A 13,377-nucleotide genomic window follows, 5' to 3' on the forward strand; every position below is an offset into this window, starting at 1 on the left:
ATTATGGGAGGAGTAAAGCAAATGATGATAGAGTATGAGGAATCAAATATAGGTTTCATTAAAGATACCTTCGTGTGCACTAGGCATATTAGTGATTATGCTGTTAGGAATTTTATTAAAAAAAGCACACAAAAAGGAAAATGCTCATACTGTGATAAAAAGGGCAAAGTTGTCACACTCATAGAATTAATGGATTTAATATTGTTTGGCATAGGTTTAATTTATGAAGATGCTGCGAATTGGATGTCCTATGATTCAGAAGAAGGTGGGTATTTAGGTAAGACTTATGATAATTATGAATTAATTGATGAGCTACTAGAAATCGATAAATATGAATTACAACAAGATATTACCAATGGCATAGCAGATATCACTTGGTCTACTCGAAATGATTATTATTCAACTGAAGCGGAATTGTTGGATGAAAACTGGAAACTTTTTAAAGAAGTTGTAAAATATAAAAACAGATATTTATTTACTCAATCTTCCAAATTCAAAACTGATGAAGACAATCGAAAACCGTTTGATGTTTTTAATAATATAAGTAGTGCCATATTACCTCTCAATTTATTGACTAAAATATCAATAAAAACTAAACTTTTCAGAGCAAGGCAACATAACTTTGAAGAAAAAGTTGAAACATTAATTGATATAGCTTCTACACCTAAGGAATATGCTGTCTATTCTAATAGAATGAGTCCAGCCGGTATTTCAATGTTTTATTGCACCTTTGATAAGGAGACTTCTAAATTAGAAACTGTCGAAAGAAATAAGGATAAAACACATATCTCAATTGGAACTTTTTTGGGTAAAAAAGAATTCTGTGTCATTGATTTTACTAGGTTATTTAATGTAAGCGTATTTGATAAGGAGAAACAAGCTTATTTTTATATTTCTCAATTTTTAAAATCCTTTATTAAGGATCTTTCAAAGGACATTCAAAAGGACGGAAAAGAACACATAGAATACGTTCCTACTCAAATAGTAACTGAATTTTTTAGATATGTATATTCCGAAGCGAATAAAATTTCAATTGATGGAATAGTTTATCCATCATCAAAAAGCATAGATAAAAATGCTTGTGTTTTGTTTTTTGATTCGGATGAATGTATTAAAGAGCTCCAATTGGTTAAGATAGAAAGTAACGTTCTTAAATTTTAATATTCAGATGAATATTTTTGACATAGTAGACAAAAGGGAATAAAAAATCAGTGATAAAGCCATTATAAATAATTTAGTTATGATGGAGAAAATACCTTAGTTAGGTAACTGTTCGAAATATTTTTGATTTTATGTTTAAATTTAATCATCAAAAGAATCTACAACATTGTATCCTATCTACTTTATTGTATCCTATCTACTTTTTTAGAAATTACAAATAAATTATAAAAAAACCAACCGAATTGCTCAGGTTGGTTCTTTAGCTTATTCAATCCCAAATTGTTTTTTTAGTTTCTGTAACTCTTCTTCCAGTTTCGATATCATCGATATTGCTTCATCGGGAATGGTAGGATTGGCTTTACTCAGCTTGCTACCCAAGTTATTCATTTCTCGACCAATTGTTTGCTCTGTAGTAATTGCATACGACTCAGTCTGGCGGATTGACTGGTGCCCGAGCATCTCTTTTACTACGGAAATGGGCACATCATTATTAAGAGTAACTGTGCTGCCAAAAGTACGTCTGGCTTTATGTGTGTTCAATTCGCAAGTAAACCCACATAGATCTGCTATTTCTTTAAGATATGCATTCATTTTTTGGTTAGATGCGACGGGTAGGACAGCATTTCTTGAAAGGCATAGTGGATGTTCTTTGTATTTTTCGATTATTTCGAGGGCTTTGGGAAGTAATGGAACATTGGTCACAGAACCAGTCTTTTGTCTTTCGGACATTATCCATTGCGCGCCGTCTATACCTATTTTTATATCTGTTTTCCGAAGTTGGTAAGCATCAATATATGCCAGGCCAGTATAGCACTGAAAGACAAAGATATCCCGAACTGTTTGGAGTCTTGTCGTTGTAATACTGACCTGTTCGAGCGTGAGCAGCTCACTCGCAGTGAGTGGTCTTTTGACAGTTTTTGTCATTTTACGTTTGAATGCTCTGAAAGGATCCTGAACAATTATATCTTTATCAATTGCCCTGTTTATGATCTTTTTCATGCAGGCAATATATTTTAAGGCAGAGTTATTTACGCAATTTCGTATAGTTTTTAGATATAATTCATAGCTAATGATAAAATCATAATCTAGATCCCTGAATTCAATATCCTCCGTCGCATATTTATATTTCACAAATTCTCTCGCATGAAATCTTGCTGTCTCATAACGTTTGTGTGTCGCTAAAGCATAATCCTGAGGAACCAATGCCAGCATTTCGTCATTATGCTTTTTAAATTCTTCAAGAAGCATTGCTTTGGAAATTATCCTTCCCAGTACAAAATCAATAATTCGTTGCGCAGAAATCGATTTTTCGTTGTACATTAAATCCATCTTGAACTGGTTGATTCTAGTCATTATAGCATCTAGAAAATGATTTAGTGCCCTAGCATCTTCCTTATTTCCCGTTGCTCTTTCTGTTTTTTGATCCCACCTCTGAATCTCCCATTTCCTTTTGGTAGATGTTTCTTTAGGTATTCCATCTACTGTTACTCTCAGATAAATATATCTGATGTTTGATTTGTTTTTGGGTGTTTTCAAAAAGAAACAAAGCCCAAAGCTACTTTCTAACATAATTCAATTTTTAAATTAATAAATATAGAATTATGACGTTCTTCAGTCAAGTCGTTAATCTGCTTTACATGTTGTAAATCAGTAGTTTAAAAGTTTTTTTATGACAAAATTGTGGCACTTTTTGTTTCAATAGTAAAATGCCACAGTACTGCCATAGAAATTTGGAGCACTTTTGAAAATTTTGACAGTTGCAGGAAAAATAAAAAAGCCTGCAAATCCAAAAATTTGCAGGCTTTAAAGGTATTTCGAGACATTTTGTGCGTTTTTGACAACTTTTAAAAGTTGGCTTTAAACGGTCCCAGTGGAATCGCCGGGAATCGAACCCGGGTCCAAACAAGCAACTAAAGAGCTTTCTACACGCTTATTTCCTGAATGGGTTTTCGACGCTGAGTTAGGTCAGGAACAACCGCTCTTTGCTTAGCTTCTTAATTTTCGAAACCCACCCGAAGCTTGTGGAAATCTAGGTTTATCTTTACGATTTACCTGAGCCGACCGCTATAAACCAAAGCTTTCGAGGTAAATCCTGCTTTCCTACCTTGTAGGACGAGGCTAATCTTACTATGATTCAGATTATGCAGCAAGAGCGTAGTTTCCTTCGCCGTGTAAAAAGTTTGAGACCTTTTATTTACGAGAATTATCCCAGTTCTCGACGTGCTTACTTTTCAATTCGACTTGCTGTCAAAACCAGTCGACCCCATTTTTATTTTAGATTGCTCAATCTTAAATTGGACTGCAAAGATACGACATGAATCTCAAAAATCAATATCAATTCCAAATCAAATTTAATTATATTAAAGTGTTTTATAACTAAACAGCTATAATCTCAATTATTCTGTATCTGCTACCTTGAATGGATAATCTCCAAATAGGACAGATAATTTTCGGACTGCATAAGTGCTTCTGTTAAATTTATTAGATAAAGCAATTATGGTAACATTTTCATCTTTCAAAGTAATATAGGAAGAAGTAAAACCATGCCACCAGCCGTTATGGAAATAAAAATTTTTGCCATTGTCCCAATTGATCATTCGAATGCCTAATCCGTAATTTTTGGTTCCTTTGTGTTCATTGCTATACCCGGTGTAAACTTGTGCCAGTAATTCAGGTTCCAAAAAGAAAGGAGAATTTCGGGCTCTGTCAAACTTTAATAAATCTCTTGGGGTTGAATATATGTTTTTATCACCATAAATCTTATCCAGATAATCAATGCCAATTTCGACTCTATTGGCTTTGTACGATGGAGCTACGTCATGTTTGTCATTATCAAAATCCAGAACAAAGGTATGGGTCATTCCCAATGGCTTGAAAATAATCTGTGCCATTGCATCTCTATACGACAGCTTGGTAACCTTTTCAATAATCAGCGCCAGCATTGCATAATTTGTATTGCAATAAGCAAATCGTGTACCGGTCTTTTGCTCTAGCTTAATATTTTTGGAACCCATAATTGTCAGGATATCCTGATTGGTCAGGGTATTGTGCCTATCCCATACACTTTTGTCCCGATCAGTAAAATAGGCATAACTGCGCATACCGCTTCGGTGACAAAGCAACATCCTTACGGTAACTAATGGATATGGAAATTCTGGTAAAAAGTCCGTCACTTTTTGATCCAGGTCAATTCTTTTGGCGTTGACTAATTTTAATACAGCTGTTGCAGTGAGTACTTTACTAACTGAGGCGATATGAATTGAAGTTGTATCTGTTATAAGAGTCTTATCTCTTAAATTAGAATAGCCCTCATATTTTTCATAAATAATCTGACCGTTTTTTGCCACTAGAAACCCGCCGTTCATGCTATTGTTAGGCCAATTTTTCCTGACAAAAGAATCTATTTTCAGCTGTTTTTCTCTAATATAATCCGCAGTGAGGGGTGTTTCCTTTCCCATGGGCTTCATTTTGGGTAAAACATTTTTGGGAAGCTGCCAGTCTTTTATCTCTATCTGTGCTTTTTCTTTAGCAGAGGATTCATTCCTGCAAGAGGTAAATACTGCTATTGGGAGCAGTAAATATAGTATATTTGCCTTTTTTATTATATTCATTTTCGTAATACTAGAAAAGCAAATATATATAATCCTATTGTTTTGTTCCTCTTTTTTTTTATTTGATAAAATTATCTTTTAATGTGCAGAAGAAGAATTATTTTATAGATAATTAATCATCATGGGATTAAGTTGTAATGGTATGAGAAAATGTTTTATAAAAAAATTGTTAATTAAATAATACTGTTATATTTGTAACAAATAAAACAAATTAAGTTATATTTTTACAAACTAAAAAAACAAGCATGAAATTCGGAATTATTAAAGAAAGAAAAAATCCACCAGATCGCAGAGTAGTATTTTCTCCTAATGAGTTGACTAGAATAAAACAATTATATCCTGATTGTACAGTAAAAGTTGAAAGCTCAGATATTCGGATTTTTAGTGATTTGGATTATCAAAGCATGGGAATCGAAGTGACTAATGATGTAAGTGATTGCGATGTGTTATTTGGCGTAAAGGAAGTTCCTGTGGATAATTTAATCCCAAATAAAGCTTATTTCTTTTTTTCGCATACAATCAAGAAACAGCCTCATAACAGAAAATTACTGCAGGCTATTCTAGAAAAAAATATTGATTTGTATGACCATGAAACCATTATTGATATTCACAATCGCAGGCTGATTGGTTTTGGCCGTTATGCTGGACTAGTTGGAACCTATAATGCCTTTCGTGCTTTCGGAATTAAATTTGAATTGTTTAAAATACCAAAAGCAGAAACGCTTGCAGGAAAAGAAGCCTTAATTGCACACTTAAAAAGACAGGTCTTGCCACCTTTAAAAATTGTGGTAACCGGAACTGGAAAAGTAGGGAATGGTGCCAAAGAAATTTTGGACGCGATGAAAGTGAAAGAGGTTTCAGTCGAAAATTATTTGACTAAAAATTACACCCAAGCTGTTTATACCCAGATTGATGTTTTGGATTATAATAAAAGAAAGGACGGGCAGTTGCTTGATTTTACTGACTTTCACAGCAATCCATCTGATTATGTTTCCGATTTTGAAAGATTTACTAAGGTTTCAGATATTTATATTGCAGGTCACTTTTATGCCAATGAAGCTCCAGCCATAGTAACTAATGAAATGCTGAAAGCTAATGACTGCAAAATAAAAATTGTAGCCGATATTTCATGCGATGTCAATGGTCCTATCGCCTGTACATTGCGTTCCTCAACTATTGCTGAACCTTTATATGGCTATTTGCCCAGCGAAAACAAGGAAGTTGATGTTTTTCATCCTGCTGCAATCGTGGTCATGGCAGTAGATAATCTGCCTTGCGAATTGCCAAAAGATGCCAGTGAAGGTTTTGGCGAAATGTTTTCAGAACATGTAATTCCTGCCTTTTTTAACGGAGATAAAGACGGTATCTTAAAAAGAGCCAAAATGACCGAAAATGGTAAGCTTACTGAGCGTTTCAGCTATCTGCAGGATTATGTTGATGGGAAATAATTTTTTATGAATTATGAATTATGAGCTGTTTTATAATTCATAACTCATAATTAAATTCAAATCATATCTTCTGGTTTTACCCATTGGTCAAATTCATCGGGAGTAACATAGCCTAATCTCACGGCTTCTTCTTTAAGAGTTGTACCATTTTTATGAGCAGTCTGAGCAATTTCAGCCGATTTGTAATAACCGATTTTGGTATTCAAAGCCGTAACCAGCATTAATGAATTATTCACAAGCTCTTCAATACGTTTATAATTGGGTTCAATCCCTTGAGCGCAGTGAATGTCAAATGAATAACAGGCATCTCCTATTAATTCTGCCGATTGCAGAAAATTTGCAGCTATCAGCGGTTTAAAGACATTCAGTTCGTATTGCCCCTGCATTCCGCCAACGGTAATTGCCATGTCATTTCCAATCACCTGCGCGCAAACCATTGTCAGGGCTTCGCATTGTGTTGGGTTAACTTTTCCAGGCATAATAGAAGAACCAGGTTCATTTTCAGGAATCAGTATTTCGCCAATTCCAGAGCGTGGTCCTGATGCCAGCATTCTGATGTCATTGGCAATTTTGTTTAATGAAACTGCCAATTGTTTCAGTGAACCGTGGGTTTCTACAATGGCATCATGTGCCGCCAATGCTTCAAATTTATTGCTGGCTGTGATAAAAGAAAGCCCCGTAAATTTCGAAATATATCCGGCTGCTTTTATATCATATCCCTTTGGTGCATTCAATCCCGTTCCTACAGCAGTGCCGCCTAAGGCAATTTCAGATAAGTGTGGCAATGTGTTTTTAACAGCTTTTAATCCAAAATCCAATTGGGCCGCATAGCCTGAAATCTCTTGCCCCAAAGAGAGGGGAGTGGCATCCATTAAATGTGTACGGCCTATTTTTACAACAGACTGAAATTGAGATGCCTTGTTTTTAAGCGTATCTCGTAATTTTTCTACTTTTGGAATTGTGTTTTCCACTACCATTTTATAGGCTGCGATATGCATGGCTGTTGGAAAAGTATCATTGGATGACTGTGATTTGTTGACATCGTCATTGGCTTTTATGAAAGGTTCATCGCCTGTAATGCTGAGTCCTTTTAAAACTTGAGCCCGATTAGCAATTACTTCGTTGACATTCATATTGCTTTGTGTGCCTGATCCTGTCTGCCAGATTACAAGCGGAAATTCATCCGAAAGCTTGCCGGCAAGTATTTCATCGCATACCAATGCTATATAATCTCTTTTCTCGGCCGAAAGAATACCCAAATCGTGATTAGTATAAGCAGCAGCTTTTTTCAGATAGGCAAAACCTTCTATAATTGCTTTTGGCATTGATCCTGGAGATCCAATTTTAAAGTTGTTCCGCGAACGTTCTGTTTGTGCTCCCCAATACCTGTCATATGGAACTTGGACTTCTCCCATTGTATCTTTTTCAATTCTATATTTCATTTTGTGTTTTTTTAAGGATGTAAAAAGAATTTTGATGTATCAATAATAAAGTTACTTCTTTATTTATTCATAAGATTAATTCTGTCCATAAAAAAAGGTACTGATTGCTCAATACCTTTAATTGTCCGGATTTTAAGTAAAAAAATGATGGAGAATCTTAGTTTCTATTTTTTTTAAAACTACTTTTTAGTAAAATCTCCAGCATTGATCATAACGAATTTTTTTGGATCAAAATATTTTACTAAGGCTGTATTTACTTTTTGGACATCCAGATTTTTGACCTTATTCTCAAAATCTTCATAATCTTTAAAAGTTTTTCCTAAATCCAGATTATCCCTAAGTTCACGGACTAAAAACTCATCAACTCCTAACATGGTTTGTCTGTTTTGCAGCCAGGATTTCAAAGAGCTGTCAAATTCTTCTTTTGTAAATCCTTTGCTTATTGCTTTCTGGATCTCTTCGTTTAAAGCAGCAGTTAATTTGTCTTTCATCGCAGGGTTATAAAAGGCATAAATTCCCCAATCAGCTGTAGGGTCAATAACATTTGCCTGCAGGTAGGAACCGGCACCATAGCTTAGCCCCTCAGTTTCACGCAACCGCTGCGGTATTCTGGAAGACAGGAAAGAACCTCCGCCCAATAATTCATTTGCCATTTCTATTGCAGGATAATCAGCATTTTTTGTACCGATGTTTAAATTGATTTTTCCAAACAGCACCGCATTGGTTTTGTCATTAATCTGAATCGTTTTATCACTTGATTTTACATCAAAATATTGAGTCGGAATTCTTTTGTATGCTACTTTTGGTGTCCAGTTGTCAAAGGTGCTGGTCATGAAGTTTTTTATGGCAGGCTTATCAATTCCTCCCACAAAGGACGAAATGCTGTTTGCTCCACCATAAAAATCTGCATAAAAGCTTTTGATGTCTTCAATGGTAATTTTGTTTAATGCAGCCAGGCTTTCTTCAGTAGTTTCGCTGTAGTAAGGATGGCTTTTTGGATATAGCTGAGTAATTTTTATGAGCTCTTCATTTGCAACTGCCTGGGGTTCATTGCGTTTAGCCTCCAATCCGCTTTTGGTTTCCAATTTTAGTTTTTCAAATTCAGTAACATCAAATGATGGATTTTTCAAAATATCCTGCAGCAGGTTTAATGCATTGGCCAGATTTGCTTTGTCGGTACTGATTCTTACAAACAGGCCATCTACAGAACCTCCAAGGTTAAGATTGATTTTGTACTGGTCAATCTGATCGTTGATTTCTTTTTTAGTTCTGTTTTTGGTTCCTAGTTTCAGCATGCTGGCTGTTAAGTTTGCTATCATAGATTTTTGGCTCAATGATTTTTCATCTCCCATTCGCAGCAGGATTCGGCCTTCAATCTTGTTTCCTTTTGCTGGTTTTTCTAATAGAGCATATTTTCCCCCCGAGGCTAATTTTCCTTCTTCAGTAGATTTTATAATATTTGCTACAGAAGTTTCGAAGGTTGCTGTATTAGCTTCCATTGCTTTTCCTTTGTAATCTTTAACGAGAGCTGTGATATCTTTAGTTTCGGATACTTTTGTTCGTTCACTGGCTGATTCTGGAATAAAGCGTCCATAAGTCCTGTTGCTTTGCAGATAATATTTTTTGGCAGCATTTTGGATATCTGCCACTGTCAAAGCTTCTATGTTATCTCTATCAATAAAAAACAAACGCCAATCACCAGCTCCAATATATTCAGTCATCGCAACAGCTAAATTGATGGTTTTGTTATATGTATTTTCAAATTGTTTTAGCAATTCGTTTTTTGCACGTTTAAGTTCCTCTTCTGTAAAAGTCATTGCAGGTACAGCATTCATTGTTTCCAAAAAGGCTTTTTGTACAGTATTGATGTCTTTGTCTTTGCTTATTTGACAGGCAAAATAACTAAATGCGGGATCTTTTAATGTCATCGTGTATCCATAAACATTTGTGGATAGCTTAGTTTCGACTAACGCTTTGTACAAGGCTCCCGAAGGATTATTCGTGATGATTGAAATAAGTGCGCTATTAGCAGCATATTCCTTATCCGAATAGCTTGGGGTATGATAAGCCATACCAATGTATTGAAGATCTCCATTTCTTTTAAGTTCAACAAATCGTTCCCCATCTTGTGCTGGTTCTACAGTATAGGTTTGTGGAATTTCGTTTTTTGATTTTGGAATAGGAGCAAAGTATTGCTTAATCCATGAAAGTGTTTTTTTCTCATCAAATTTTCCTCCAATGATAAGTGTTGCATTATTGGGCTGGTAATATTTTTTATAAAATTCTTTTAATCGGTCAGCCTTTACACGCTCGATATCTTCTTTGCTTCCAATGGTTGATTTTCCATAATTATGCCATAAATAAGCGGTAGAGATAATTCGTTCATTTAAAACTCCTGATGGATCATTTTCGCCAATTTCGAACTCATTTCGAACCACACTGAATTCGCTGTCTAAATCTGATTGAAGTATAGCTGACGTTATCATTCTGTCGGCTTCCATATCAAGAGCCCATTTTAGATTTTCATCAGTTGCAGGCAGAATCTCATAATAGTTGGTTCGGTCATAATAAGTGGTTCCATTGGCTAGAGCACCTTTGTCGGCAATGGTTTTTTTGATATCAGTAAATTTAGAGGAACGCTTAAACAGCATATGTTCTAATAAATGTGCCATACCCGATTCTCCATAGCCTTCATGGCGCGATCCTACACCATAAACGATATTGACAATCACATTCGATTGCGCAGCATCAGGAATCAATAAAATTTTTAAACCATTCGGTAAGCTGTATTCTTTAATGCCTTCTACTGAGGTAATAAGAGCGGCTTCCTGCGAATAGGATTTTGAAGCCAGCAATGATGCAAAGGTGAGAACAAAAAGAAGTTTTTTCATTTTTCTTATAATTAGTTGTAAGTTTATATTGTAAAAATATGTATTTTATTAAAAGGATAAGCAGTTTAAAGAAAAAAATATTAGTGTTTTGGAAGTAATTTAATCATTTATTTATAATTTTTTAAATTTATAAAATGTTGTTGTTTAAATGAATGTGTTTGTTAATAATTTGATTTTCAGTATTTTTGAATATGGAGGGTAAAAAAAGAATAATTGCATGGGCAAAAAATTATCTGCGGGGTGAAGATATTTCTAATGATGTTCCATTTGAGGACTTATATCAAAATCTGGTTCAGTATGAGCAATACGGATATGCTGCCGAAATATTGTTAAAAAAGATAGCAGAAAATGAAGATCATGGAACCGAAATTAATTTGTCGAAATATCAGGACTTAGCTGAAAACGTATATAAAGACAGTACGTTATCCTCTTATTTTAAATTTGATAAAGCGATTAATATACTGAAATCATTCTGCGATTTGGAAAATACCAGAAATTCCAGAACACTCGGTATTGCAGGAGCTGTATATAGAAGCAAATGGAAGTTTGACCATCAGTTTCATAATTTACTCCAGTCGCGGGCGTATTATAAAAAAGGCTATCTGATCTGGAAAAACAAAACTCATAAAACGGTGCATACTGAAACAGACTGTATCAATACTGCTGTGAATTATGCAAACATCAATGAATTGATCGTGATCGAAAACTTAGAAGGGCTTTCGGAAACCTGTGAGATAACTGCCGAAACCTTGGCTAGATTTGAAACAGCTCAGAATACACGTAAAGAAATTATAGATGCTTATCTGCTGGATGAAGAGCAAGTAGTTTTTAAGGATGAAATTGAATCCAAAGAAAAGTTATATACCGCCTTGGCTGAAGCTTTTTTTGGTTTGCGTAAATATAAAAAGGCGCTTCATTTTATTAAATTACATACTATAGATAAGACGGAGAATTGGCAGATTAAACCTTTTAGCAAGCAGATTTATAACCTCGCAAATTATCAGTTGTCAGAAAAATGCCAGAAATCCAATAACAAAGATCCTTTTCAAAAAAGTGAAATTATAGAAGAGGAACAGAACAGCTGTTTGATTGCTTTGAATCTTCAGGCAAATGAGAACACTAAAAATGTAAAGCCAAAACAGCAGAATAAATTAGGAATTGGTCTCTCTGGAGGTGGTTTTAGAGCTGCTTTATTTCATATCGGTGTTTTGGCAGCTCTGGCTGAGAAAAATAAATTAAAAGATATCGAAGTTATATCATGTGTATCCGGAGGATCTATTATAGGTGTTTTTTATTATTTAAAAATCAAGAAGTTATATGAATCAAAGGAGGACGAAACTATTGTTCAGGAGGATTATATAAGGATCGTAAAAGAAATAGAAACCGAATTCCTGGAAGCCGTACAAAAAAATATAAGAATGCGGCTTTTGACTAGTTTTTCTAAAAATCTGAAGATGTGGAGTGGGAATTCGTATTCGCGTTCTAATAGATTGGGTGAGCTCTATGAGGAATATTTTTATAATGCCCTATTGCCAAAAAAAGAGGGTTTGCCAATTTTTATGAATGATTTATTTATTATTCCTTTTGGTGCTGACAATTTCAAATTAAATGATGATAATTGGAAAAGAAGCAATAAAGTACCACAATTAATCTTGAATTCTACTGCCGTAAATACAGGACACAATTGGCAGTTTACTGCGTCATGGATGGGAGAACCCCCAACTTACATCTCGGATGAGTTTGACGTAAAACCACGTTTAAGAAGAATGTATTATGAAAATGCGCCAGAGCAGTACCAGAATTTTAGATTAGGATATGCCGTTGCTGCTTCGTCTTGCGTTCCAGTCTTGTTTCATCCTCTTGTATTAAAAGATTTATATAAAAATTTTGATTTAGAATTAATTGATGGTGGCGTGCATGATAACCAGGGTATCGCATCAATATTAGAACAGGAATGCAATGAAATTATAATTAGTGATGCCAGCGCACAAATGCCGGATAATACTCTGCATACAGAAAGTGCTGCCTCTTTATTCTTCAGGGTTGATACCATTTTGCAGGAACGGCTGCGTGAGATTCAATTACTGGATCTAAAATCAAGAAAATATACTTCGATTGTTGCCAAGCTTTCTATTGTACATTTAAAAAATGGACTGGAGCAGCTTCCTGTGAGCTGGATTGATTGCACCGATGTAAACCGAAGCATTTTATATGATAAAGAAATTGAAGAAGAAAATGCACTCCTGAAATATGGCGTCATGAAGAAAATTCAGAAAGGGCTCAGCGAAGTCCGCACCGATTTGGATTCTTTTAATGATCTCGAAGCCTATGCGCTAATGTATAGCGGCTACAAGCAGATGATGCATGAAAAAGATGCCGGAATCCTGAAAAAAGAAAATTGGAATTTTCTAAAAATAGCTGACAGCTGTACTTACCCAGAAAACGAAAAACAGCTTGCAAAACAATTGAAGGTGAGCAGTTATGTGCCTTTTAAAATTGTTAGAATGTCAAAAACTATTCGTTTTTCCTTACTCTTTGCCGGCATTATTCTATTGATCTGGTCGCTATATTATTTAATCAGCAATTGGTATAATCCAGATCCTTTCAGCCAGATTAATATTTCCTATAAATTTATAGGATTCACCTTGATTGTTTTTCTGGCAGGCTATTTGTCCAAAATTCTGGCAGCAGTTATTAACATTGAAAGCGTAATCAAAAAGAAGCTGGCATTGCTGTTATTAATAACTATCGGCTGGTTTTTTTCTTTAATTTATATCAGTGTTTTGAATCCTTTGTATAATAAATTTGGAAAAGTAAAATGAAA

At 34.8% G+C, this 13,377-nt stretch carries 7 protein-coding genes and 1 other RNA gene; 3 read left to right on the top strand and 5 right to left on the bottom strand.

Translation table 11 applies throughout. The features are described from left to right. The first annotated feature begins 3 nt into the window (after positions 1-3). Entirely contained in the window at positions 4-1,161 is a 1,158-nt protein-coding gene (locus tag ABEG11_RS05610; protein ID WP_348823209.1) for a HEPN-associated N-terminal domain-containing protein, read from the top strand. A gap of 264 nt (positions 1,162-1,425) precedes the next feature. On the opposite strand, the gene ABEG11_RS05615 is transcribed toward ABEG11_RS05610, so the two are convergent. The 3 genes from ABEG11_RS05615 to ABEG11_RS05625 all read right to left on the bottom strand — a co-directional run bounded on the left by ABEG11_RS05615 (position 1,426) and on the right by ABEG11_RS05625 (position 4,772). Then, entirely contained in the window at positions 1,426-2,730 is a 1,305-nt protein-coding gene (locus ABEG11_RS05615; RefSeq protein WP_348823210.1) for a site-specific integrase, read from the bottom strand. Between the two features lie 299 nt (positions 2,731-3,029). Beyond that, positions 3,030-3,426: a transfer-messenger RNA gene (ssrA, locus tag ABEG11_RS05620) on the bottom strand. A 131-nt stretch (positions 3,427-3,557) separates the two neighbouring features. Continuing rightward, complete coding sequence (locus ABEG11_RS05625; protein WP_348823211.1) at positions 3,558-4,772, bottom strand: serine hydrolase domain-containing protein; 1,215 nt, start codon at positions 4,770-4,772, stop codon at positions 3,558-3,560. Positions 4,773-5,017: 245 nt separating this feature from the next. On the opposite strand from ABEG11_RS05625, the gene ABEG11_RS05630 reads away from it, so the two are divergent. Then, positions 5,018-6,220, top strand: coding sequence for an NAD(P)-dependent oxidoreductase (locus tag ABEG11_RS05630; protein ID WP_348823212.1), 1,203 nt, complete (start codon positions 5,018-5,020; stop codon positions 6,218-6,220). A 56-nt stretch (positions 6,221-6,276) separates the two neighbouring features. Here ABEG11_RS05630 and fumC read toward each other — a convergent pair whose 3' ends face one another. Both fumC and ABEG11_RS05640 read right to left on the bottom strand, forming a co-directional pair. After that, positions 6,277-7,662, bottom strand: coding sequence for a class II fumarate hydratase (gene fumC / locus ABEG11_RS05635; RefSeq protein ID WP_348823213.1), 1,386 nt, complete (start codon positions 7,660-7,662; stop codon positions 6,277-6,279). A 179-nt stretch (positions 7,663-7,841) separates the two neighbouring features. Beyond that, positions 7,842-10,553 (bottom strand): M16 family metallopeptidase, encoded by a 2,712-nt coding sequence (locus ABEG11_RS05640; protein WP_348823214.1) that lies wholly within the window; start codon positions 10,551-10,553, stop codon positions 7,842-7,844. A gap of 191 nt (positions 10,554-10,744) precedes the next feature. Between ABEG11_RS05640 and ABEG11_RS05645 the strand changes: the two genes are divergently transcribed. Then, positions 10,745-13,375 (top strand): patatin-like phospholipase family protein, encoded by a 2,631-nt coding sequence (locus ABEG11_RS05645; RefSeq protein WP_348823215.1) that lies wholly within the window; start codon positions 10,745-10,747, stop codon positions 13,373-13,375. Positions 13,376-13,377 lie beyond the last annotated feature (2 nt).

The sequence above is a fragment of the Flavobacterium aestuarii genome, assembly GCF_040049115.1.
Lineage (GTDB): Bacteria > Bacteroidota > Bacteroidia > Flavobacteriales > Flavobacteriaceae > Flavobacterium > Flavobacterium aestuarii.